The sequence below is a fragment of the Nonomuraea sp. NPDC049028 genome, assembly GCF_043197735.1.
Lineage (GTDB): Bacteria > Actinomycetota > Actinomycetes > Streptosporangiales > Streptosporangiaceae > Nonomuraea.
On sequence record NZ_JBICTR010000012.1, the window covers coordinates 177,194 to 198,565 of the forward strand.

Sequence of the window (21,372 nt, forward strand, 5' to 3'; positions counted from 1 at the left end):
GCACGGTCGCTCGCATCATTTATCTATTCGCGCGTGCCTGTAGCTCAAAGGAGAGCCGTGTCCCTCGACACCGCTGCCAAGAAGACCATCATCGCTGAATACGCGACGGCCGACGGCGACACCGGGTCGCCCGAGGTGCAGATCGCGCTGCTCAGCAAGCGCATCAGCGAGCTGACCGAGCACCTGAAGACGCACAAGCACGACCACCACAGCCGTCGTGGCCTGCTCCTGCTCGTCGGGCGTCGGCGCCGCCTGCTGAAGTACCTGCAGAAGGTCGACATCGCGCGTTACCGTGCGCTCATCGAGCGCCTCGGCCTGCGCCGATAGAGTGAGAGGGAGCGGCGTCCGCGTCGCTCCCTTCTCATTGCACCACCGGCGCGTCGAGCGCCGTACAACTGAATATCCGAGACACACTTAAGAGCCCCCGCGTCCGCACAAGCACCAAGCGACCCGCGACGCATGCGGGCCGGTCCTCGGTAGTGGCTTCCGGTAACAGTGACAGTTCTGACCGGGCGCTTCGATCGAAGACCGGCGCTGCACCTAACGAGGGTGCCGGTGAGAAAGAGGGCGCGGGAGACTGACTGACCAAGGAGGTCCCCCGTGGAGGGTGTCCACACCGCTGAAGCCGTCATAGACAACGGCTCATTCGGCACACGCACGATCCGGTTCGAGACCGGTCGTCTGGCGCGCCAGGCGGCGGGTTCCGCCGTCGCCTATCTCGACAACGACACGATGGTCCTGTCCGCGACCACCGCCTCGAAGTCGCCCAAGGAAAACCTCGACTTCTTCCCGCTGACGGTGGACGTCGAGGAGCGCATGTACGCCGCGGGACGCATCCCCGGCTCGTTCTTCCGCCGTGAGGGCCGTCCCTCCGAGGACGCCATCCTCACCTGCCGCCTGATCGACCGGCCGCTGCGCCCGTCGTTCGTCAAGGGGCTGCGCAACGAGGTCCAGGTCGTCGCCACGGTCATGTCCCTCAACCCCGACCACCTCTACGACGTGGTCGCCATCAACGCGGCCTCGCTGTCGACGCAGCTCGCCGGGCTGCCGTTCTCCGGCCCGATCGGCGGCGTCCGCGTCGCGCTGATCGACGGCCAGTGGGTCGCCTTCCCGACGCACCACGAGCTCGAGCGCGCCACGTTCGACATGGTCGTGGCCGGGCGGGTGCTCGCCGACGGCGACGTCGCGATCATGATGGTCGAGGCCGAGTCCACCAAGGACACGCTGAAGCTGATCGCCGAGGGCGCCGTCGCGCCCAACGAGGAGACGATCGCGCAGGGCCTTGAGGCCGCCAAGCCGTTCATCAAGGTGCTGTGCGAGGCGCAGTCGCGGGTCGCGCAGGTCGCGGCGAAGGAGACCGCCGAATACGCCGTCTTCCTCGACTACCAGGAGGACGTCTACGCCGCCCTGGAGAGCGCGGTCAAGACCGAGCTCGCCGCCGCGCTGACCATCGCCGGCAAGAAGGAGCGCGAGACCGAGCTCGACAAGGTCAAGGCGCTGGCCGTCGAGAAGCTGCTCCCCGAGTTCGAGGGCCGCGAGAAGGAGATCTCCGCCGCCTTCCGCTCGGTGATGAAGAAGCTCATGCGCGAGCGGGTCATCAAGGAGGGCCTGCGCATCGACGGCCGCGGCACCAAGGACATCCGCGCGCTGTCCGCCGAGGTCCACGTGGTGCCGCGGGTGCACGGCTCGGCGCTGTTCGAGCGTGGTGAGACCCAGATCCTGGGCATCACGACCCTCAACATGCTGCGCATGGAGCAGGTCATCGACACGCTCAACCCCGAGCGGACCAAGCGCTACATGCACAACTACAACTTCCCGCCTTACTCCACCGGTGAGACCGGCCGCGTGGGCTCGCCCAAGCGCCGGGAGATCGGTCACGGCGCGCTGGCCGAGCGGGCGCTGATCCCCGTCCTGCCGTCGCGCGAGGAGTTCCCCTACGCCATCCGCCAGGTCTCCGAGGCGCTGAGCTCCAACGGCTCCACCTCGATGGGCTCGGTCTGCGCCTCCACGATGGCGCTGCTCGACGCCGGTGTGCCGCTGCGCGAGATGGTCGCGGGCATCGCGATGGGCCTGATCGGCGAGGGCGACCAGTACGTCACGCTGACCGACATCCTCGGCGCCGAGGACGCCATGGGCGACATGGACTTCAAGGTCGCCGGCACCAAGGACGTCATCACCGCGCTCCAGCTCGACACCAAGCTCGACGGCATCCCCGCCTCCGTGCTGGCCGCCGCGCTGAAGCAGGCCAAGGGCGCCCGCCTGGCCATCCTCGACGTGATGCAGGAGGCGATCGACTCTCCGGCGGAGATGAACCCGACCGCGCCGCGCATCATCACCATCAAGGTCCCCGTGGACAAGATCGGCGAAGTCATCGGCCCGAAGGGCAAGATGATCAACCAGATCCAGGACGACACGGGCGCCGAGATCACCATCGAGGACGACGGCACCATCTACATCGGTGCCACCGACGGCCCGTCGGCCGAGGCCGCGCGTACGGTGATCAACGGCATCGCCAACCCGCACATGCCGGAGGTCGGCGAGCGCTACCTGGGCACGGTCGTGAAGATCGCCGCCTTCGGCGCGTTCGTCTCGCTGATGCCCGGCAAGGACGGCCTGCTCCACGTCTCCCAGATCCGCAAGCTGCACGGCGGCAAGCGCATCGAGAACGTGGAAGACGTCATGAGCGTCGGCGAGAAGGTCCAGGTCGAGATCGCCGAGATCGACGGCCGGGGCAAGCTGTCCCTGGTCCCGGTCGAGGTGATCGAGAAGGAGGCCGCCGAGAAGGAGGCCAAGGGCGAGGCCGAGTCCGCCGATGGTGCCGAGGCGCCGGCCGCCGCGTCGGACGACAAGCCGCGCGACGACCGTCCCCGCCGTACCCGCACCCGGGTGCGCGCGCCTCGCGCCGACGGTTCCGATGGAGACGACCGCAACTCGTGAGAACCACCACGCTGCACCCCGGCCGTGACGGGGCCGGGGTGGTAAGGCGCACCGTCCTTCCCGGTGGGCTGCGCGTGGTGACCGAGACCATGCCGACCGTGCGTAGTGTCGCGGTCGGCATGTGGGTCGGCATCGGCTCGCGTGATGAGGACTCCCAGCACATGGGGGCCACCCACTTCCTCGAACACCTGCTCTTCAAGGGCACGCCCACGCGCGACACCATGGAGATCTCGGCGTCCATCGAGGGCATCGGCGGGGAGATCAACGCCTTCACCGCCAAGGAATACACCTGCTACTACGCCCGGGTGCTCGACGAGGACCTGCCGGTCGCGGTTGACGTGCTCGCCGACGTGGTGACCAGCTCGCTGATCACCCCCGACGACGTCGAGTCCGAACGCGGGGTGATCCTCGAAGAGATCGCCATGCACGACGACGACCCGTCCGATGTCGTGCACGAGCAGTTCGCGGCGGCGCTCTACGGAGACTCGCCGATCGGGCGGCCCATCCTCGGCACGGTCGAGTCGATCAACGAGCTCCCCCGCGACCGGATCGCCGACTACTACCAGCACCACTACGAGCCGCGCCGCACGGTCGTCTCCGTCGCCGGCAACATCCGGCACGAGGACGTCGTCGAGCTGGTCGTGCGCGCCTACGAGCGGGCGGGCGCGCTCGGCGGACCGCTGGAGGCCGACCCGCCCCGCACGAGCGGGCCGGGCGCCCGGACGCGGTCGGGAGTCAAGGTGCTCGACCGTCCTACCGAACAGGCCAACCTGGTGCTCGGTACGACCGGCATGTCCCGTACGGACGACCGGCGCTTCGCCCTCGGCGTGCTCAACGCGGCGCTCGGTGGCGGCATGTCGTCCAGGCTCTTCCAGGAGATCAGGGAGAAGCGCGGGCTGGCCTACTCCGCCTACAGCTACACCTCGGCCTACGCTGACACCGGCCAGTTCGGTATCTACGTGGGCTGCCTGCCGTCGAAGATCGACGACGTGCTCAAGATCTGCCGAGACGAGGTCGTCAGGGTGGTCGATGACGGCCTCGACGCCGACGAGATCATGCGCGGCAAGGGGCAGATGCGGGGCGGGCTGGTCCTCGGCCTGGAGGACACCGGCTCACGCATGTCGCGGATCGGGAAGAACGAGCTGGTCTACGACGAGTTGCTGTCCGTGGACGAGGTGCTGGCCAGGATCGAGGCCGTCACTCCGGACGAGATCGCCGAGGTCGCGGCCGACGTTCTCAACCGGCCGCTCACCCTCGCCGTGATCGGTCCGTACGGCGACAAGGACTTCTCCAGCGCCATCGCCTGATGTCTTGCCGAGGCGCGTGCGACCCTCCTCCCTGGAGGGTCCGCGCAGCTCGGCAGGTATAGGGTTGACCTGTGATTAAGGTAGGTGTGCTGGGCGCGCGCGGTCGGGTGGGCGTCGAGGTGTGCAAGGCGGTAGAGGCGGCCCCCGACCTGGAGCTGGTGGCGGCGCTCGACAAGGACGACGCCATCGAAGGGCTCCAAGGCGCCGAAGTGGTCGTCGACTTCACCCATCCCGACGTCGTCATGGGCAACCTCGAATGGGCGATTGCCCACGGGATCCACCCGGTGGTCGGCACCACCGGCTTCGGCGCCGAGCGGCTCGACACCGTGCGCGGGTGGCTGGCCAAGTTCCCCGGCACCAACTGCCTGATCGCCCCCAACTTCGGCATCGCCGCCGTGCTCATGATGCACTTCGCCCAGATGGCGGCCAAGCACTTCGACTCCGTCGAGATCGTCGAGCTGCACCACCCCAACAAGGCCGACGCGCCGTCCGGCACCGCCCGCCGCACGGCCGAGCTGGTCGCGGAAGCGCGCGCCAAGGCCGGGATGAGCCCGATGCCCGACGCCACCTCCGCCGAGCTCGACGGAGCGCGCGGGGCCGACGTCGGCGGCGTCCACGTCCACGCCGTACGCCTGAGCGGGCTCATCGCCCACCAGGAGGTGCTGCTGGGTGGCGACGGGGAGATCCTCACGATCAGGCACGACACCATGAGCCGCTCGTCGTTCACCCCGGGCGTGCTGCTCGGTGTGCGCCGGGTGCGCGAGCTGCCCGGTCTGACCGTCGGCCTGGAGCCGCTGCTCGACCTCTGAACACACGTCATGCCCACGACCTGACCCGGGTCATGGGCACGACGTGAGGAGGGGATCCCGGCTCCGCACAGCCGAGCCTGTGCCCACCACATTAATATCCAGGGGCGCGAGCAGGCCGAACATGAGACCGTGTCGGCATGGCGCGATGGGTCGAGCCGGGGGAACTGCCCGGACTGGTCGAGGTGGAGCTGGCCGCCGACGGGCTGTTCGAGCAGGTGGGGATCGTCTTCCCGCCGGGGACGACCATGATCGAAGAGGTCACGGATCCGTCCGCCGTGCTGGTCGAAGGAGAGCCGCCCGCCGGGTTCGCGCTGATCGGCTGGGTCGACGGCAACCTGCACCTGGACCAGCTGGCCGTACACCCGTCGCGGATGCGGCAGGGGATCGGCGGGCGGCTCGTCGCGGCGGTGCGCGACCACGCGACCGCGAGCGGCGCGCCCGCGGTGACGCTGACGACCTATCGGGACGTGTCGTGGAACGCGCCCTGGTACGCGCGGCACGGCTTCTCCGTGCTGCCCGAGGCGGGGTGGGGGCCGGAGCTGTGGGCGCTGGTCGAGCACGAACGCGAGCTGGGCATCGAGGTGGCGCCGCGCGTGGTCATGCGGATGGTCGTGGCAGGTCGAATGATGGCGGATTAGACGCCGAGCTCGTCGGCCAGTCGCTTCAAGTATGAGGCGAACTGCCGGCGGTCGTAGTCGTCCCACCCCACGGTGAGCTCGTCGAAGGCGCGGCGCTGCCACTGGCGCGAGCCCGCCAGGAGATTCTCGCCATGCGCGGTGAGCTGCAGTGACGCGCGCCGGCGGTCGTATTCCGACGACGCGCGGGCCAGGTAGCCCGCCTTGGTGGCGTCCTTGACGATGCGGCTGGCCCCGGAGTGGTCGAGACCGAGCTGATGGGCCACGGTGCCGACGGTGGCCTCCTCGGTGGCGTCATTGCCGGTGTCGACGGCCTCCACGGCCAGGATGTGCTGCACGTGGCGGGTCTCCCCGGTCTGCTCCTCCGAGGCGCTGTTGATCCACCGGCGCGACCAGAAGCGCACCAGCCGGAAGAGCGCGGGACCGCCGTCGCCGTCAGCGGGGGTAACGCCGTGCGCGTTCATGTTCACACTGTACCCCCAGATGGATGCGATATGCACATATAGTGTGTGCGAATCGCATATATTGTCTCTCGTGAGGGAAGGCGACATGTCCATCGTCCTGAACCACCTGATCGTCCCGGCGGCCGACAAGGCGGCCGCCGCCATGTTCCTCGCCGACCTGCTCGGGCTGCCGGTCTCCGAGCCGTCCGGTCCGTTTGTGCCCGTCAGGGTCAACGACGACCTGGCGTTCGACTTCGACGACCGGCACCAGGTCCAGCCGGGCCACTACGCGTTCCTGATCGACGACGACACCTTCGACGCGGTGCTGCGCCGCCTCCAGGAGTCCCCGTCGATCGCGTACGGCTCCGGCCCGGGCCACGGCTGGGACAGCAGGATCAACCACCTCGGCGGCGGCCGTGGCGTCTACGTGCGCGATCCGAACGGTCATAGCTACGAGCTGTTCACGGCCGTCCCCTAGCGGAGTAGGGTGGGGACCGTGACTGCCGGGTCGGCCAAGTGCCATGACGAGACGGGGCGCCCGGTCACGCCTTGATCACCGAGCGGGCCCGTGGCCCGCCGCCTCTCGCGTTCCCCAAGCGGAGATCGCAGAGGAAGGAGGTGATCGCATGTCCAGTGCTTGGGAAGGCTTCACTACGCGGCACACCGTCGGTGACGTGCTCGACGGGCGCGTGGCCAGTGTCTTTCCGTTCGGCGCCTTCATAGAGGTCGCCGACGGCATCCACGGGCTGCTCGTCGGGCCGGAGCAGCGACAGGTCGGGTCGAGCGTCTCGGTACGGATCGCCGAGGTCGACCATGACAACCGGCGGCTGAGACTCACCGCGAGCTGAGGCTGATGGCGCGTGCGGGGGCCCTCGCTGGCCCCCGCACGTCGGGTAACCGCCTACAGGGTGACCGCTTACCGCGGTGACCGACTACAGGGCTACAGGGTGATCGCGAGGCCGAGGGTGAACAGCAGCCCGTACGCCAGCTGCAGCTTGCCGGTCTGCTGCAGGACGCCGATCAGCGCCGGGCCCACGGCGCCGTTCAGGACCGTCTTGACCGGCGCGATGGCCAGCGGCGCGGCGAGTACGGCCGCCGCGGCCAGCGGGGCGACCACGATCATGGCCAGGGCGATCACGAACGGCACGATCAAACACGTCGCGTACAGCGTACGAGTGCGCGCCGCGCCCAGGACGACCGCCAGCGTCCGCTTGCCGGACTCGCCGTCGGTCGCCACGTCGCGCAGGTTGTTCACGACGAGCATGGAGCACGACAGGAGCCCGACGGGGATCGAGGCCACCAGAGCGGCCCAGGACAGGTGCTCGGTCTGCACGTACGCGGTGCCGACCACGGGCACGATGCCGAAGAAGACGAACACCGCCACCTCGCCGAGCGCGCGGTAGCCGTACGGAGACTTGCCGCCGGTGTAGAACCAGGCGGCGGCGATGGCGGCGGCGCCCACGAGCAGGACCCACCACGCCCGGGTGGCCAGGACCAGGATCAGCCCGAGCACCGCGGCGACGCCGAAGCAGCCGAGCGCGGCCGCGAGCACCTGCGGCGGTGTGGCCACCCGCGAGCCGACCAGGCGCATCGGGCCGACCCGCTGGTCATCGGTGCCGCGGATGCCGTCGCTGTAGTCGTTGGCGTAGTTGACGCCGATCTGCAGCGACAGGGCCACGAGCAGCGCGACGATCGCGCGCCACCAGACGAAGCCGTCCTCGCCGATCGCCACGCCCGTGCCGACCATGACGGGCACGATGGCGTTGGGCAGCGTGCGGGGACGTGCGCCGGCGATCCACTGGCCGGGGGTTGCCATATCGACGAATCCTCTAGCTGATGTCGGTGGTGAGCCTGACCATGCGGATGGGACGCCCCATGTCGAGCACGCGCTCGGCCATGTCCTCGCCCCAGCCGGCCGACTCCAGGAAGCCCAGCACCGCGTAGTTGTCGGCGAACACCCAGGTGACGATCTGCCGGAAACCGTCCTCCCGCAGGTGGTCGACGGTGGCGTTGAGCAGTCGGCTGCCATGCCCGCGCCGGACGAAGTCGGGATCGACCAGCAGGGTCAGCATCTCGGCGACGATGGTCGGGTCGAGGTCGGGGTCTTCGGCGGGGGCGTGTGAGGCCAGGCCGACCACCCGCTCACCGCCGCGCGGCGTGGCCAGGGCGGCGCTGCCGCCCACGCCTAGAGCCGGGAAGCCCTCGGTGTCGAGGATGGTCTCCACCGCCACCAGCACCCGGTGCATGGGTGTGGGCGGGGCGACGATCGCCTCGTCCCACTGCCGCAGCCACATCTTCTCCGCCGCGGCCCCCGTCATCTGCTCGAGCGGCCCCTCGGGGAGGAACTCCCGATAGCCGTAGCGCCAGGCGCGGATCTGAGTATTCGCAACCTGGAGCACATCCTCGCGCCGGGCCGCCCGGACGCCTACGTCTGCCATCTCGGCCCGCTCCTTCGCCTGCCGTCCATGCCACAAGGCACGAGTTACACCGTATCGGTGTTTGAGCCTTGGAGATGACGCGAACCCTGCTTCCTCGCCCGGTAGGCGCGCGTTTTGGTGCGGTTGCCGCATACCCGCATGGAACACCACGAGCGTGATCGGTTCTTCGAGGAGTCGATGAACGCCCACTGGCACATGCTCTCGGCGCAGACCTTCAGCCGGTGCCACGACTGATCTGTCACGGCGGCGGCGATCCTGGCTAGACCGCCCCGGACGCCGTCCTCGACGGGGATCAGATCCGGGGTGGCGCCGACGCGTACCAGCAGCGGAAAGGCCAGCAGTCCGGGCATCTCCGGAGTTTCGCGTCTTAACCCCATCCGCAGGACTTCCCGCAGGGTGAGCGCGGCGGTGAGGTCCTCGTCGGTCGCGCGGTCACGCGGGCCGATCAGACCCCGCTCCCGGAGCCAGATGGCCAGCTCGGCGGGTGAGGCCAGCTCGTCGGCATCGGAATCGAGAGCGTAGGTGTTCACGAAGTCGCGCACGAGCTCCGCGGGCGCCAGCATGTCACCACTGTACGGCAATAGCAGGTTGCGCCATCATGGGTCGCATGATCGTTCGCACCTGGCGGGGCTGGACCCGGGAGTCCGATGCCGCAGCCTATGAGGACTACCTCCTGCGTACCGGATTTCCCGGCTACACCGAGACGCCGGGCAACCGCGGTGCCTACTTCACCAGGCGCGCCAGCGGGGACATGACCGAGTTCTTCCTGATCTCGCTGTGGGAGTCGTGGGAGGCGATCAGGGCGTTCGCCGGCGAGGATCTGGGCGCGGCGGTCTTCTACCCGGAGGACGACGCGTTCCTGGTCGACAGAGAGCGGACCGTGGAGCATTACGAGGTGTTCGCCAGCGCCTGAGCCAGCCGCCGTACCCCCTCGGCCAGCTCCGCCGGATGGGCGGCCGCGATGTGCGTGACGCGCAGGCGGGGTCCCGGCGGCTCCGACGGGTAGTGGATCCTGCCGGGGCTCACCAGCACGCCGTTGCGTTTCGCGGCCTCGACCAGGGCGTTCTCGTCGGTTTCCGGTGGCAGGCGTACCCACAGGTGCATGCCGCCCCTCGGCAGCAGGTGCAGCTCGGCGATGGGCAGCCGCATGGCCAGCTCGGTGGCGAGCGCGTCGCGGCGGACCAGGATCTCGCTCCGTATGTTCGCCAGATGCCGGCGCCAGCCGGGCGACTCGACGAACTCCAGCACGGTCTCCTGCAGCGGACGCGCCACGAAGAACGACTCCACCAGCTGGCTGGCCCGCAGCCTGTGGGAGGCCGGGCCGCGCGCGATGACGGCCGCGATCCGCGCGCTCGGTGACAGGATCTTGGTGAGCGAGCAGATGTAGACGACCGTGCCGTGCGCGTCCATCGACACCATCGGCGGCGGAGTCCGGTCACTGAGATAACGGGCGTAGTCGTCCTCGATCACGAACGCGCCCGCCGCCCTGGCCACCTGGAGCACCTGTTCGCGGCGTTCGTGGGTGAGGGTCGCGCCGGTCGGGTTCTGCAGGGTGGGCTGGCAGAGGAACACCCGCGCGCCGGTGACGGCGAACGCCTCGGCCAGCAGATCGGGCCGTACACCGTCCCGGTCCATCGGTACGGCCGTCGCCCGCAGGCCCGCCGCCCTGGCCGCGGCCAGGGCGCCCGGGTAGGTCGGCGTCTCGACCAGGACTGGCGTCCCCGGGGCGGCCAGTGCCCTGAAGGCGTGCGTGAGCGCGGCCTGGCCGCCGCTGACGATCAGCGCGTCGGCCGCGGTCACGTCGCCCCCGGCCTGCGTCGCGAACCACCTGCGCAGCTCCGCCAGCCCGCTCAGCGGCGGCATCGCCCACGCCCCCGGCCTGCGCACCGCCCGCCCCGCCGCGGCGGCCAGCTGCTTGTCGGGCCTGAGGCCGGGGTTGAGGTAGCCGCCGGTGAGCGGGATGACGCCCTCGGGCGGCGGGGTCAGCAGCCCGGTCACCGGGCTCTCGTCGACCACCCGATCGCCCAGGGCGACGGTCTGCCAGGAGAAGTCCGGCGGCTCGTTGGGTTTTGCGGGCAACTGGGCGATGAACGCCCCGATGCCCGGCTTGGTGACCACCCGGCCTTCGGCCGCCAGCTGCCCGATGGCCCGCGAGACCGTCACGGGGCTGACGTTGTGGCGGCGCATGAGCTCTCTGGAGGAGGGGAGACGGTCTCCCGGCCGCAGCCGGCTGAGCTCTTGGCGCAGGATCGCGGTGATTTGGGCGATACTGCTATCCTGTTCCATGACGGATAAGAATAGCGCTATCGTTGGCGACAGAGTAGCGGTGGTCGCTTCCCCGGGGTCTCCACGAGGTCAGGGGACTCTCCTCGCCTTTCTCGGCGTACTCGCCTTTTCCGGCTCCTTTCCCGCCACCGCCTACGCGATGCGCGGCTTCGACCCGTGGCTGGTCGCCATCGGCCGCGCCGTGATCGCCGGCGTCATAGCGCTCATCTGCCTCAAGGCCGCCCGTCTTCCCCTGCTCCCGCCCCGCCATCAGTGGCGCTCCTACGGGGCGATCTCGCTCGGTGTGGTCTTCGGGTTCCCCGTCTTCAGCGGTCTGGCGCTGGACCTCGGTGCCACCACCGCCCACTCCGCCGTGGTCATCGGCCTGCTCCCGGCCGCCACCGCCGTCTGCGCGGTCGTGCGCGCCGGCGAGCGCCCGCGCCCCCTCTTCTGGCTGGCCTGTGCGGCAGGCGCCATCGCCATCACCGCCTTCACCCTCACCCGTGGGCAGGGCACGGCCGCCTGGCCCGACGTCCTCCTGCTGGGCGCCCTGGTCTCGGCGGCCGTCGGCTACACCGAAGGCGCCCGGCTCTCCCGCGAGACTCCCGGCTGGCAGGTCATCTCCTACGCCCTCGTCCTCTCTCTGCCGCTGACGGTCCCGGTGACGGCCGTGCTCTCCCTCACCACCCCCGTCCACCCGTCGGCCCAGGCGCTCGCCGGGTTCGCGTATGTGGGGGTGATCTCGATGTTCCTCGGGTTCGTCCCTTGGTACGCGGGTTTGGCCAGGGGAGGCATCGCCAGGGCGGGGCAGACGCAGCTCACGCAGCCGCTGTTGACGCTCACCTGGGCTTGGGTGCTGCTGGGGGAGAGGTACGGTCCGGCGACTGTGGCGGCCGCGGTGGCCGTACTCGTGTGTGTGGCTGTCACGCAACGCACGCGTACTTGAGGGCGGTGCGGTGTGTCTGGCCGTCGCCATGACGCGCCAATAGGTGACGGCGGGTGACGTGCGTATGGCCGGGCGCGCGCCTCTGCACCGTCGGCGCGATGCGCCCGTACTTGAGAGGCATGGCGCCACCCGCGGGGCAGGAGGCGGGAGGCTGGAAAGACATGATGTTGCCCCGCAGGACAGGAGGCGGGGGACGTACTTGAAAGCCGTGACGCCGCCCCGCAGGATAGGAGGCGGAGGTGTCACACATGGCAGACCTCACCATTCCCGAAGGCGGCTTCTGGCCGGCCCCGGAGATCCCGCAGCCGAATATCTACCCGATGGAGTGGCGGATCGAGACGGCCAAGCTCGCGGCGATCTACGAGAAATCCAAAAGGACGGTCTGGAACCCGGCCGACCTGCCCTGGGGCGGGCTGAACCCGGACGACTTCACCCGTGAGCAGCGTCTCGGGATCATGTACTGGTTCGCCGTGCTGGCCAACTTCGACGCCTCGGGGCCGGCGGTGTTCGCCCGCGCCACCATCCAGGCGTTCGAGAAGCACGAGGAGGATCCGGTCCGGAAGTGCTTCTTCTCGATCACCCGCGACGAGATGAACCACGAGGAATGCTGCCAGCGGACCATCGCCAAGCTCTGGCCCGGCGGCCCCCTCGACTGGACCCCGTCCGACGACCTGGAGAAGGCCGCCCACAACAACATCGGCTGGCTCTATCACAACGGCGGTCGCTACTGGACCGGCTACAACGTGGCCGTGGGCAAGTACACGCTGCCCGTGCTCTTCACCAGCTTCATGATGGGCGAGATGGCCGCCTCGACCCTGTTCAGGGGTATGGCCTCGGGCACCGAGCATCCCGTCTTCGGTGAGATGTTCCAGCGCATCGGCCGCGACGAGTCCCGACATCTCCAGATTTGCATGGTCATTCTGGAGAACGAGTGGCCCGGCCTGACCGACGAGACCCGCGCCCTCATCACCCGCCAGCTCCGAGCCGGCTTCGTCTTCCTGTCCATGATCCTCTGGGAGCCGCCGGAGGGCTTCTGGGAGCTGCCGCCGTACTTCCTGGCCAATCACCGCGTCCTGATGGACCACGCCAGGCAGGCCGGGCTGGGCGTCCTCTCCTTCGAGGAGCAGGCGGAGAACTGGCGGCTCGCCATGGCCCGCATCCGCGCCATCGTCGAACGCTGGGGCATCGCCTTCCCCGCCATCCCCGAACTCGACCTGGAGGGCGTACAGGTCGACTTCATCGATCCCGAGGAGATCATCCCGGTCTTCTGAGGAGACGGCGCCACCGCAGCGGACGTCGACCGGATCATCGGCGCGGGTTGCGGCGACCGTTACGATCCGTTGCATGTGGGGACGCATCGATGGGCTCCGCGTGCTCGAACTCGGCATGGCCGGCGAGCAACGCACCAGGCTGACCGACCTTGTCCTGTCCGGTGCCAAGACGGCCACGGCGGGCCTGCTGGAGCTCGACTACGAGGCCGAGGACGAGCCACTGGAACACGTGGGGGAGCGCCTCGTGCTCGTGGACGACGAGGGCTCACAGGCGGCTCTGCTTGAGGTGGTGGGGGTGGAGCAGGTGCCGTTCGGGGCGGTGAGCTGGGAGTTCGCACAGGCGGAGGGGGAGGGGTTCCGCTCTGTCGAGCACTGGCGTGAGGTTCACGCACGGTACTGGGCCGGGCTTGGGCGTGAGGTGACCGACTCCTCGACGATCGTCTGCCTGACTTTCCGCCTTGTTACCCCTTAGAGGTCCTAACAGAAAGATCAGCGGACGAGGCGTCGCCAGCAAATGATCGCTGCGGCAAGCTTCATGAACGCTTCGTGGATGTCGTCGCGGACCTCCCAGCGGATGCGCAGGCGGCGGAACCAGTGCAGGAGCGCGATCGTTCGCTCAACCACCCACCGGTGAATGCCCAGGCCGGAGCCGTGGGGTGCCGCGTCGAGCGATGATGGGTTTGATGCCGGTGCGCCAGACCAGGCGGCGGTACATGTCGTGGTCATAGCCACGGTCGGCGTACAGGCAGTCCGGTCGCTTACGCGGTCGGCCGACGCGGCCGCGTACCGGCGGGATGGCCTTGATCAGGGGCATCAGCTGAGTGACGTCGTTGCGATTGCCGCCGGTCAGGCAGACGGCCAGGGGGATGCCTCTTGCCTCGGTGATGACGTGGTGTTTCGAGCCCGGCTTGGCGCGGTCGACCGGGCTCGGACCGGTTTTGGGCCGCCCTTGAGCGCCCGGACGTGCGAGCCGTCGATCACCGCCTTGGACCAGTCGAGCTGGCCGCGGCGTGCAACTCGGCGAGCAGCAACTGGTGCAGCCGGTCCCAGACACCGGCCTCATGCCAGTCGCGCAGCCGCCGCCAGCACGTCATTCCCGAGCCAAAGCCCAGTTCCTGAGGCAGGAACTCCCACGGGATCGCGGTGTGGAGCACGAACAAAATGCCCTGCAACGCCAGTCGGTCATCCAGCCGTTTCCGCTCCGGATGGCGTCGGCGCCGCTCCACCTTCGGCAGCAGCGGCTCGATCCGCTCCCACAAACTGTCCTGCACGATCCACGGCAGCTACTCGCCCTTCTTCACACGAAGATCAACGATCAGCAGCGGCATGAGACACGGCTCTAGATCATTTTGTTAGGACCTCTTAGGCCAGAGCTCTTCTGGTGCGACATAGCTCCCGCGTTGAGGGACCGTGTAGATCCACCCTTGTTCGCGCAGCAATGCCATGGCTCGCCGTATAGTCTCGCGTGCCACATCATGCTGCTGCAGCAGAGCCGTCTCCCCGGGGATCGGCCGTCTCGGGCGTAGCTCTCCGGCCATGATGCGCTGCGCAAGATCAGCAGCTATGTGCTGATATAGCGGGATTTTGCGGGAAACGCGGGGGGCCTCGTTGAGCGCGCCGACGAACGTTCCCCCGCCTTGAACGGTATGAATGAGTCCTTCGTCGCGAAGCACGCGGATCGCCCTGCGCGCGGTAGTGCGCGCCACACCAAACTCGCGCTGAATTTCCGCCTCGCTTGCCACGGGGTCGCCAGGCGAAAGCGTGGCGACGCGCGAGCGGATGATCGCGCTGATCTGCTGATAAGGGTGAGTGTCACCCTCGCGGTCGAGCATGTCGCCAAGGCTATACATCGCCTGGACGAGAGGTGGCGAGTTATTAACCCTCGCTCGGCCATTCCTTCGGATCAGAAACGAAAGTGCCTCGATAAGGAACGGTGAAAACCCAGCCCTGCTCCCTGAGATGCGCCACAGCCTGGCGCGCCGTGACCTTGGCCACGCTGTACTGCTGCATCATGGCCTTCTCGCCGGGAATCGCTTTGTTGGGCGCTATTTCGCCCTGTCGGATTCGTTCGGCGATCTCTTCGGCGATCTTTTGATAAATCGGCATGGTTCGTGATGCGCGTGGGGTGCCAGGCGGCCCAACAAATGTGCCTTCGCCTTGAATTGTGTACGCCATGCCCTGCTCGCGGAGCTCGCGCGCCACGCGCCTGGCCGTGGTCCTCGCTATCGCGTAGTCCTTCTCGAGCTCGGCCTCGCTCGGCACGGGGTCGCCTGCCGCGAGCTCGCCACGCTCGATCTGATCGCAGATAAGGTCCGCGACCTGCTTGTAGATGGGGACGGGCCCGTCGCGATCTAGCATCTTCGGATTATAGACGAAACCATACGTGCTCGCCCAAAATGGACACGCACATTGAGTATTTGGATACGTGCTAGACCAGTAGATACGGCTGGGTTATAGTGGCGTCATGGCGTGGGAAGAGGGTGACCTTCACGGCCGCCATGTGGCAGCGGCCAGTCGCACGTCGGTGTCGATCGAGTGGGGGCAAGAAGGGTTCCGCACTCAACGGACGCGCGTGCGGGATCACACCTGCAACTGCCAGTCGGTGTTTTACGAGCTGTGTCAGGCAGGCGGTCAGCGTTACATCCGCAGAACGACGAGAAAGGGTGGGCGAGTGGTGGTGGAGGAGAGCGTCCGAATGAACGCCTCTCAAATGGACGCTCTGTGGTGTCTGCTCCTGCAAGGAGACGCTCGATGATCGCGAGACGCCGTCGGGGCATCCTCGGCCGTCTTGCCGCCCGGCTACATGGCATCCGCGGCCGGGTGCGCTCAGCCCGTCCGGTCTCCCGGCAGACGTCATCCCAGGAACTCCGCGTTCTGCCGGGGACCCACCCGTTCGCGCAGGTCCCCTTTCCGCGCCTGGGACCTGCGACGACCTTCTGGTGGGCCATTTCGCTGGAGTTGCGGAAGGCGGCGTGTTCGAGGAGCCGCTCGCGGAACGCCGCGGTTTCGGCGTCCAGGCCGGCGCAGCTCCGCGAGACCTTGCATGCGGGAACCCTGCATGTGCAGATACCGCTGTCCGCACTCAGATCGCCGACGGTGCTGGTCGGCAGTCGCTTGCGATGCCCGTAGCGCTGCCGGCTGCACTTCGCTGTGCGCTGATAGGGTGCGGCCGACCGCCGTAGTCGCCCCCGCCTCGATCGGCTCCCGCGGCATTCGCGTCAGCCCCCGGCGGGAGTTCTTCACGCTGCCGGTCGTCCGTAGCGACTCGAGCAGGTCGGTTAGGTCCGACTGGGAAAGAGCCATCATGAACGTGTCCTTCCGGGAGGCTTCAGGCATTTCCCTTTGACCGTCACACGATGGCTCACCCCAGTGACTGATCGTTGCTGCCACTCGGCGGGGCTTCATCGACTAGGAGTGTCCTGAAGATCTTGGTGGGGTGGGTCGGTATGAGCTGGCCCGTCCGCTGACTATGGGGTGGTCGGGGTGAGGGTCCAGGTGTCGTTGAGGTAGGTGAGACCTAGGTTGACCAGGCGGCGGAGGTTGAGGGCGGCGGCGCGGTGGTGGAGCCAGCGGTCGTTGGCGTGGGTGCCGCGGTAGGGCAGGCGGCGGTTGCCGCGGGCCACGAGCCAGGCCACGGCGCGTTCGACCATGGGTCGCCAGCGTGGGTAGTCGTCTTGCCAGGCGGGGTTGGTGGCGGCTTGGTGGCGGGCGGCGGCTTGGAGGTCGTGGTGCGGGCGGATGGTGACCATGCGGCCGGTCTTGGCGGTGGTGCAGCGGTCGTGGAGGGGGCAGGCGGCGCACAGGCCGGTGAAGGTGGCGCGGCGTTGCTGGTAGCGGCCCGAGGGTGCGGCGAGGGGGACGGTGTGGCCGGCGGGGCAGGTGACTGTGCCGGCGCCGGTGTCGATGGCGAAGTCGTCGAGGGTGAATCCGCCGGGGATGGCGGGTTTGAGTGCGGGGGGCTTGATCAGTAGCCGGTGTCCGGCGGTGGTCAGGTCGGCTCGCAGTTCGGCGGAGGCGTAGGCGGCGTCGGCCAGGATCTGCAGCGGGCCGTCTTCGTCGGCGAGCAGGTCCGGGGCGAGGACGGCTTCGTGGTGGGCAGCCCCGGCGCCGGGACGCAAGGCGACGGCGGTGAACAGGCCGGTTTCGGGTTCGACGGCCAGGTGGCCCTTGTAGCCGTCGTCGCGCTGGTGCGCGCTCTTGTGGATGTGGTGGGCCTCGGGATCGACGGTGGAGATGATCCGGTCCGGTGCGGTGCGGAGGGCGATCCGCCACCGGCCGTCGGTGCCGTCGGTGCCGTCGGCGGGTTCGACGTCTTGCCCGGCGATGAGCGCGAGCAGGCCGACCGCACCGGCGGCCGGCTCGTCCAGGTCCTGGCCGGCCAGGTGCTCCAGCAGGGTCAGCGCGTCGGTGACCAGGCCGCTGATCAGGGCGGTCTTGGCCTCCTCATCGTCCCAGGCGATCCTGGGCTTGCCCGGATCGGCGTAATCGCAGGCGTGGCAGTGCGCTGCCACCAGCGCGGCGGCGCCGGGCACCTGGCGGGCCACCCGGCGGATCGCGGCGATCAACTGGGTGATGGTGTCCTGAGTGGCGACCGCATCCAGCAGCACCGTCGAGTCCAGCGCCCGCCGAGTCCGGCCGGTCAGCACCCCGGTCTGTTCGATCACCCGGACGATCTCGAAGATCCGGTCCGGACGCGACGAGCGGGCCAGGCGCCGCCGGAAATACGTCAGCAGTGACGGACCGAACCCCTGGTCGTATAACCCCAGCCCGCAGGCGGCCTTCCACCGCAGATCGAACCGTAGCGCCGCCACCGCCTCCTCATCCGACAGCCCATACAGCGCCTGCAGCACCACCACTGTCGCCAGCAGGCCGGGCGGCACCGACGGACGCCCATTGACCGGCGCGTACATGTCCGCGAACGCCTGCGGCGGGAACAACACCCGCCGCTGTTCGGCCAGAAACGCGAACACGCTCCCGGCCGGGATCATCTCCCGGCACACGACCCACACCTCAGGCCCGGCCGGAACCCTCCGACGACCCATCATGACCCGAGTCTGAATCCCCGATCCCGGTCTGAAAAGGGCACCTAGATCTTCAGGACGCTCCTAGGTCGCGCTGGCCCCGCATCCCGCGTCTGATACGGGGCCAGCGACGAGGCAACCGCCCTCTACAGTCGAGCGGCTGCGATTTCAGAGAGTCTTCGTGCACTACGGGTTCCCTGATCGCCGGTGATCGCAGTTCGCCGACGCTCCGAGAACCCGCGTGGGGGATGCTGAGCCTTTCCCACACGCCCGCTACTGGGTAGACCGCGCAGGGAGTCCGACCGTCCACGGTGTTACTGCGCTGGCGCGCGTCGTGGACGGACCCAGTAGCGGGTAGACGTGGTCCCATGCCCTCCGGGAGGCACGGGACCACGCTGGTACGAGCGGTTGGCCGACTCACGTCAAGTCGACCTGCTCGCAGAGGTAGCGTCTCACGCTCTGCTGAGGGAAGCCTTGCCTTCAGAGCTATCAACGCAAACATGCCTTTCGCTGGGCTTGCGGTGGATCAGCACTCTTAGTGGTGCTCAGAACGCCGCATAAAGGCTCGGCGAGACGCGAGAGCGCGTCGAGCGAATGCGCAGGCGGGGGCGGTCGCCAGAGATGACGCTCCCCAGAGCGGTGTAGTTTCTCGGCCGCTCGATCCTGTTCATCCCTGGTAGAAGCCAGACAGCGAGATCGTGGATCCACCACCCGGTCGGCCGGTCTTGATAACAGTGAGAGGCAGTGGAGTCTTTCAGCGGTGTCGAGGCCCGCGTCGGGCTGGGCCCCTGGCGGGCTGGCCTTGACGATCTGGTGCTTGGCAAGGGGCGGGCGGTTAGGGTTCGGCGGTCTGGAGCGCACCTGGGGTTCGACGGCCGGGCCGCGTTTGAGATCCGGTAGCGCAGGTTTGGCTGTGATTCGGTGGTTGGGTCGCGCTTGAGATCCGGTGGTACGGGTTCGGTGGTCGGCTCGGGGTCGGTGCCCAGCAGGGTGGGCGGAGAGTGGCCCGGTCCCGGACCACTCTCCGTGGCGGTCAGAAGGGCACCCGACGCCACGCCGTTTCCGTGATGATCAAATGATCGAGGAATTGCAGCCCGACCGTCTTAGCAGCCTCGGCGAGACGCGCCGTGGCCAGCAGGTCCGCTTCGCTTGGATCGAGAGAGCCGCTCGGATGGTTGTGCGCGACCCCGAATGCCGCTCCACCAGCCGTCAGCACCGCAGTGATGATGTCCCGAACCGGCACCGTCGTGTGGTCGGAGCCACCCTCGGTCAACACCATACGCCGCAACACGGCCCCCCGAACGTCGCACGCCATCACGACCAGCCGCTCCCGGGAGTGGCCGCGGAGCAGCGGAGCGACGACTGTCGCCAAGTCGGAAGTACTGCTGATCTTGGTCCGCTCAGGATCTGTCTGCGCTCGCCGTACGAGATGGAAAGCCGCCGCCACCCGCGCCGCCTTGGCGGGGCCGACGCCAGGCACGGCGAGCAGGCGGTGCGGCTCGGATCGGGCCAGCCCGTCAAGATCGCCGCAGTGCTCGATCACCTGGGCCGCCAGATCCATCGCGCTCGCCCCTCGAAAACCGGAACCGAGGAGCACGGCCAGCAGCTCCCGGTCGGCCAGCGCCGTAGCCCCGCTCGCCATCAGCCGCTCGCGTGGCCGTTCACGCAAGGGCAGGTCTTTGACTCGCATCCGCAACCTCCAGAACGGTTGTATCAACGAGCACTGACAACCTTGGCCTGGCCAGGAGGGATCGCCTGGAATGTCGCGGGGAACGTCTTTCGAGCTTCGATCGGGCTGACTTAGCGATCTCGCCTGGAGTCTCTCGGGAGTCGACTTTCGGATGCGATGCGATCAGTCCGTGAGGGTGATCGCGACCGCGTACGCCAGCCCCGTCACAAGCCAGGTCGTGACCTGTACGCCGGCCCTTTCACAAGCCAGATCGCGCCCGCGTGCGGACGGTGAGCCAGGCGCGGATTTCGTCCATGAGTGGGACGGGAGCGTCATGGTGGACCAGGTGACCGGCGGCGTCGATCAGCGAAAGCTCGGCCGTGGGGATCAGGCCGTGCAGTCGTCGGGCGATATCGGTGGGGATCCACGCGTCGCTGGTGCCCCACAGGATCCGTACGGGGATATTGATGCGGCCCAACTGTTCCTCGTTCTCTTCGAGGAAGCGTTCGTCATAGTGGGCGATTTGCCGATAGAAGGCGGGCTGGCCTTCCTCCCCCGTCCACGGTTGCGCCAGGGCGTCGAGATCGTCGTCGCGCAGGCCGCGGTGGCTCGCGCCCTGAATATAGGCGCGCACGATGGCGGTATGGATGTAGGCCGGTAGCTGCGGCAGGACGTCGGGATGATCTTGTACGAACTTGAAGAAAGGCGAGCCGCTGGGCGGGATGGCCACGACGTCGACGAGCATGAGGGAGGCGTAATCGACGCCCAGGATCAGGTGCGTGCGCAGGGATACGGCGCCGCCGAAGTCGTGGGCGATCACATGTGGCCGGTCCAGCCCCCAGTGCGCGAGCAGCGCCGCGAACGCATCGGCCTGCGCGCCGAAATCCACGGGATGATCGGCGTGCTTGGAGGACTGGCCATATCCGGGCATGTCCCACAAGTAGACGGTGAAGTTGCGGCTCAAGGCCTCCGCGAACGGCTGCCACAACACTGACGAGAACGGCGTGCCATGACAGAACACCACAGCCGGACCGGCACCCGCGCGTCCCCAGGCGATCTTCCTCCCATGCCACTCGAATCGCTCCGTAAGCTCCATGCCCACTCATGGTAGTAAGCCGTCCTCAGTGGGTCGGTGCATCACATCCGAAAGTCAACCCCCGAGAGACTTCCAGGCGAGGCCACTTAGCTTGATGTTGTTTCGAGCCGAAGCCCATGTGGCGGCGCTGGACAAAGGCGCTCGCCGGTTCGGGTGGTGGTCCGTGAGTGGTTGAGCCTCGATCTAGTGGCAGGCCGCTGACCAGGCCGTATAGGGCCGAGCAGGGGAGGGGGAACGCCGCTGACCAGGCCGTATGCGGCCGATCAGGCGAGGAGGAACGCCGTCCGGGATGACGTCCCAGCGGGTGGACGTCCCAGCGGGTGGACGTCCCAGCGCGTCGTGGAATTGCGTCCCTGGGTGGAAGATCTATGGCGTCGTCCAGATCACGTTCCGTTGGTCTCGATGATCGCCTTATGGGGTTCATCGCCTACTCCGGGGATGGCCAACGTCTCACAGACGCACGACCGGTGGGGCGTCATCGGGTTGCCGGTGCTGGAGCTGATCATCGAGCTGCAGCAGGTGATCATCGCTCGAA

Annotated in this window: 21 protein-coding genes and 1 pseudogene; 11 read left to right on the forward strand and 11 right to left on the reverse strand. The window is 68.2% G+C overall.

The genetic code is table 11. The features are described from left to right. Positions 1-57: 57 nt before the first annotated feature. The 5 genes from rpsO to ACGFJ2_RS42315 all read left to right on the forward strand — a co-directional run bounded on the left by rpsO (position 58) and on the right by ACGFJ2_RS42315 (position 5,691). Positions 58-327 carry a 30S ribosomal protein S15 gene (gene rpsO, locus ACGFJ2_RS42295; protein WP_214642971.1) on the forward strand — a complete coding sequence of 90 codons (270 nt, stop codon included), beginning with the start codon at positions 58-60 and terminating at the stop codon, positions 325-327. Between the two features lie 273 nt (positions 328-600). Next, entirely contained in the window at positions 601-2,937 is a 2,337-nt protein-coding gene (locus ACGFJ2_RS42300) for a polyribonucleotide nucleotidyltransferase (RefSeq protein ID WP_357946786.1), read from the forward strand. After that, positions 2,934-4,244 carry a pitrilysin family protein gene (locus ACGFJ2_RS42305; RefSeq protein ID WP_357946789.1) on the forward strand — a complete coding sequence of 437 codons (1,311 nt, stop codon included), beginning with the start codon at positions 2,934-2,936 and terminating at the stop codon, positions 4,242-4,244. Before ACGFJ2_RS42300 ends, ACGFJ2_RS42305 begins: the two co-directional genes overlap by 4 nt. A gap of 71 nt (positions 4,245-4,315) precedes the next feature. Then, positions 4,316-5,053, forward strand: coding sequence for a 4-hydroxy-tetrahydrodipicolinate reductase (dapB, locus tag ACGFJ2_RS42310; protein ID WP_357946791.1), 738 nt, complete (start codon positions 4,316-4,318; stop codon positions 5,051-5,053). Positions 5,054-5,190: 137 nt separating this feature from the next. Continuing rightward, positions 5,191-5,691: a GNAT family N-acetyltransferase gene (locus ACGFJ2_RS42315; protein WP_393478142.1), complete on the forward strand. Its 501-nt coding sequence runs from the start codon at positions 5,191-5,193 to the stop codon at positions 5,689-5,691. Here the strand turns inward: ACGFJ2_RS42315 and ACGFJ2_RS42320 are convergent. Then, positions 5,688-6,152, reverse strand: a complete 465-nt coding sequence (locus ACGFJ2_RS42320) for a MarR family winged helix-turn-helix transcriptional regulator (RefSeq protein WP_357946797.1) — start codon at positions 6,150-6,152, stop codon at positions 5,688-5,690. The genes ACGFJ2_RS42315 and ACGFJ2_RS42320 overlap by 4 nt on opposite strands. 85 nt (positions 6,153-6,237) lie before the next feature. Here ACGFJ2_RS42320 and ACGFJ2_RS42325 point away from each other — a divergent pair, with 85 nt between their 5' ends. Together ACGFJ2_RS42325 and ACGFJ2_RS42330 are read left to right on the forward strand one after the other, a co-directional pair. After that, the gene (locus ACGFJ2_RS42325; RefSeq protein WP_393478146.1) at positions 6,238-6,609 is read left to right on the forward strand and encodes a VOC family protein; all 372 of its coding nucleotides are present in this window, start codon (positions 6,238-6,240) and stop codon (positions 6,607-6,609) included. Between the two features lie 148 nt (positions 6,610-6,757). Continuing rightward, positions 6,758-6,979, forward strand: coding sequence for a S1 RNA-binding domain-containing protein (locus tag ACGFJ2_RS42330; RefSeq protein ID WP_357946801.1), 222 nt, complete (start codon positions 6,758-6,760; stop codon positions 6,977-6,979). A gap of 92 nt (positions 6,980-7,071) precedes the next feature. Here the strand turns inward: ACGFJ2_RS42330 and ACGFJ2_RS42335 are convergent, their stop codons facing one another. From ACGFJ2_RS42335 to ACGFJ2_RS42345, 3 genes are read right to left on the reverse strand one after another with little or no spacing between them, the layout of a single operon-like run. After that, positions 7,072-7,947: a 1,4-dihydroxy-2-naphthoate polyprenyltransferase gene (locus tag ACGFJ2_RS42335; protein WP_357946804.1), complete on the reverse strand. Its 876-nt coding sequence runs from the start codon at positions 7,945-7,947 to the stop codon at positions 7,072-7,074. A 13-nt stretch (positions 7,948-7,960) separates the two neighbouring features. Then, complete coding sequence (locus ACGFJ2_RS42340) at positions 7,961-8,569, reverse strand: GNAT family N-acetyltransferase (RefSeq protein WP_357946807.1); 609 nt, start codon at positions 8,567-8,569, stop codon at positions 7,961-7,963. Positions 8,570-8,613: 44 nt separating this feature from the next. Further along, on the reverse strand, positions 8,614-9,132 hold the full coding sequence (locus ACGFJ2_RS42345; protein WP_357946810.1) for a CGNR zinc finger domain-containing protein: 519 nt from the start codon (positions 9,130-9,132) through the stop codon (positions 8,614-8,616). A 44-nt stretch (positions 9,133-9,176) separates the two neighbouring features. Between ACGFJ2_RS42345 and ACGFJ2_RS42350 the strand changes: the two genes are divergently transcribed. Then, positions 9,177-9,482 carry a hypothetical protein gene (locus ACGFJ2_RS42350; RefSeq protein WP_357946813.1) on the forward strand — a complete coding sequence of 102 codons (306 nt, stop codon included), beginning with the start codon at positions 9,177-9,179 and terminating at the stop codon, positions 9,480-9,482. Here ACGFJ2_RS42350 and ACGFJ2_RS42355 read toward each other — a convergent pair. Next, complete coding sequence (locus tag ACGFJ2_RS42355) at positions 9,458-10,855, reverse strand: PLP-dependent aminotransferase family protein (RefSeq protein ID WP_393478152.1); 1,398 nt, start codon at positions 10,853-10,855, stop codon at positions 9,458-9,460. The two genes, ACGFJ2_RS42350 and ACGFJ2_RS42355, sit on opposite strands and share 25 nt — an antisense overlap. A 40-nt stretch (positions 10,856-10,895) precedes the next feature. Between ACGFJ2_RS42355 and ACGFJ2_RS42360 the strand changes: the two genes are divergently transcribed. The 3 genes from ACGFJ2_RS42360 to ACGFJ2_RS42370 all read left to right on the forward strand — a co-directional run bounded on the left by ACGFJ2_RS42360 (position 10,896) and on the right by ACGFJ2_RS42370 (position 13,523). Beyond that, a complete protein-coding gene (locus ACGFJ2_RS42360) occupies positions 10,896-11,780 on the forward strand; it encodes a DMT family transporter (RefSeq protein WP_393478155.1) in 885 nt (294 codons plus the stop codon). Positions 11,781-12,028: 248 nt separating this feature from the next. Continuing rightward, positions 12,029-13,051 (forward strand): hypothetical protein, encoded by a 1,023-nt coding sequence (locus ACGFJ2_RS42365; RefSeq protein ID WP_393478158.1) that lies wholly within the window; start codon positions 12,029-12,031, stop codon positions 13,049-13,051. A 73-nt stretch (positions 13,052-13,124) separates the two neighbouring features. Next, positions 13,125-13,523: an ASCH domain-containing protein gene (locus ACGFJ2_RS42370; RefSeq protein WP_357946821.1), complete on the forward strand. Its 399-nt coding sequence runs from the start codon at positions 13,125-13,127 to the stop codon at positions 13,521-13,523. 17 nt (positions 13,524-13,540) lie between these two features. On the opposite strand, the pseudogene ACGFJ2_RS42375 reads toward ACGFJ2_RS42370, so the two are convergent. The 6 genes and pseudogenes from ACGFJ2_RS42375 to ACGFJ2_RS42400 all read right to left on the reverse strand — a co-directional run bounded on the left by ACGFJ2_RS42375 (position 13,541) and on the right by ACGFJ2_RS42400 (position 20,837). Beyond that, positions 13,541-14,334 (reverse strand): annotated as a pseudogene (locus ACGFJ2_RS42375) (IS5 family transposase). Between the two features lie 69 nt (positions 14,335-14,403). After that, positions 14,404-14,883 carry a GntR family transcriptional regulator gene (locus ACGFJ2_RS42380; protein ID WP_393478161.1) on the reverse strand — a complete coding sequence of 160 codons (480 nt, stop codon included), beginning with the start codon at positions 14,881-14,883 and terminating at the stop codon, positions 14,404-14,406. 43 nt (positions 14,884-14,926) lie between these two features. After that, positions 14,927-15,409 (reverse strand): GntR family transcriptional regulator, encoded by a 483-nt coding sequence (locus ACGFJ2_RS42385; protein ID WP_393478164.1) that lies wholly within the window; start codon positions 15,407-15,409, stop codon positions 14,927-14,929. Positions 15,410-16,518: 1,109 nt separating this feature from the next. Next, entirely contained in the window at positions 16,519-18,096 is a 1,578-nt protein-coding gene (locus tag ACGFJ2_RS42390) for an IS1182 family transposase (RefSeq protein WP_393478166.1), read from the reverse strand. 1,009 nt (positions 18,097-19,105) lie between these two features. Further along, positions 19,106-19,762, reverse strand: a complete 657-nt coding sequence (locus ACGFJ2_RS42395) for a RadC family protein (protein WP_393478169.1) — start codon at positions 19,760-19,762, stop codon at positions 19,106-19,108. A 238-nt stretch (positions 19,763-20,000) separates the two neighbouring features. After that, on the reverse strand, positions 20,001-20,837 hold the full coding sequence (locus ACGFJ2_RS42400; RefSeq protein ID WP_393478172.1) for an alpha/beta fold hydrolase: 837 nt from the start codon (positions 20,835-20,837) through the stop codon (positions 20,001-20,003). Positions 20,838-21,372: the final 535 nt, after the last annotated feature.

Coding starts and splice junctions, on each gene's coding strand:
- ACGFJ2_RS42355 (WP_393478152.1), bottom strand. CDS start 10,855: ATGGAACAGGATAGCAGTATCGCCCAAATCACCGCGATCCTGCGCCAA.
- ACGFJ2_RS42390 (WP_393478166.1), bottom strand. CDS start 18,096: ATGATGGGTCGTCGGAGGGTTCCGGCCGGGCCTGAGGTGTGGGTCGTG.
- ACGFJ2_RS42370 (WP_357946821.1), top strand. CDS start 13,125: ATGTGGGGACGCATCGATGGGCTCCGCGTGCTCGAACTCGGCATGGCC.
- ACGFJ2_RS42315 (WP_393478142.1), top strand. CDS start 5,191: ATGGCGCGATGGGTCGAGCCGGGGGAACTGCCCGGACTGGTCGAGGTG.
- ACGFJ2_RS42340 (WP_357946807.1), bottom strand. CDS start 8,569: ATGGCAGACGTAGGCGTCCGGGCGGCCCGGCGCGAGGATGTGCTCCAG.
- ACGFJ2_RS42365 (WP_393478158.1), top strand. CDS start 12,029: ATGGCAGACCTCACCATTCCCGAAGGCGGCTTCTGGCCGGCCCCGGAG.
- ACGFJ2_RS42335 (WP_357946804.1), bottom strand. CDS start 7,947: ATGGCAACCCCCGGCCAGTGGATCGCCGGCGCACGTCCCCGCACGCTG.
- ACGFJ2_RS42400 (WP_393478172.1), bottom strand. CDS start 20,837: ATGGAGCTTACGGAGCGATTCGAGTGGCATGGGAGGAAGATCGCCTGG.
- ACGFJ2_RS42395 (WP_393478169.1), bottom strand. CDS start 19,762: ATGCGAGTCAAAGACCTGCCCTTGCGTGAACGGCCACGCGAGCGGCTG.
- ACGFJ2_RS42325 (WP_393478146.1), top strand. CDS start 6,238: ATGTCCATCGTCCTGAACCACCTGATCGTCCCGGCGGCCGACAAGGCG.
- ACGFJ2_RS42380 (WP_393478161.1), bottom strand. CDS start 14,883: ATGCTCGACCGCGAGGGTGACACTCACCCTTATCAGCAGATCAGCGCG.
- ACGFJ2_RS42345 (WP_357946810.1), bottom strand. CDS start 9,132: ATGCTGGCGCCCGCGGAGCTCGTGCGCGACTTCGTGAACACCTACGCT.
- ACGFJ2_RS42350 (WP_357946813.1), top strand. CDS start 9,177: ATGATCGTTCGCACCTGGCGGGGCTGGACCCGGGAGTCCGATGCCGCA.
- ACGFJ2_RS42330 (WP_357946801.1), top strand. CDS start 6,758: ATGTCCAGTGCTTGGGAAGGCTTCACTACGCGGCACACCGTCGGTGAC.
- ACGFJ2_RS42385 (WP_393478164.1), bottom strand. CDS start 15,409: ATGCTAGATCGCGACGGGCCCGTCCCCATCTACAAGCAGGTCGCGGAC.
- ACGFJ2_RS42320 (WP_357946797.1), bottom strand. CDS start 6,152: ATGAACGCGCACGGCGTTACCCCCGCTGACGGCGACGGCGGTCCCGCG.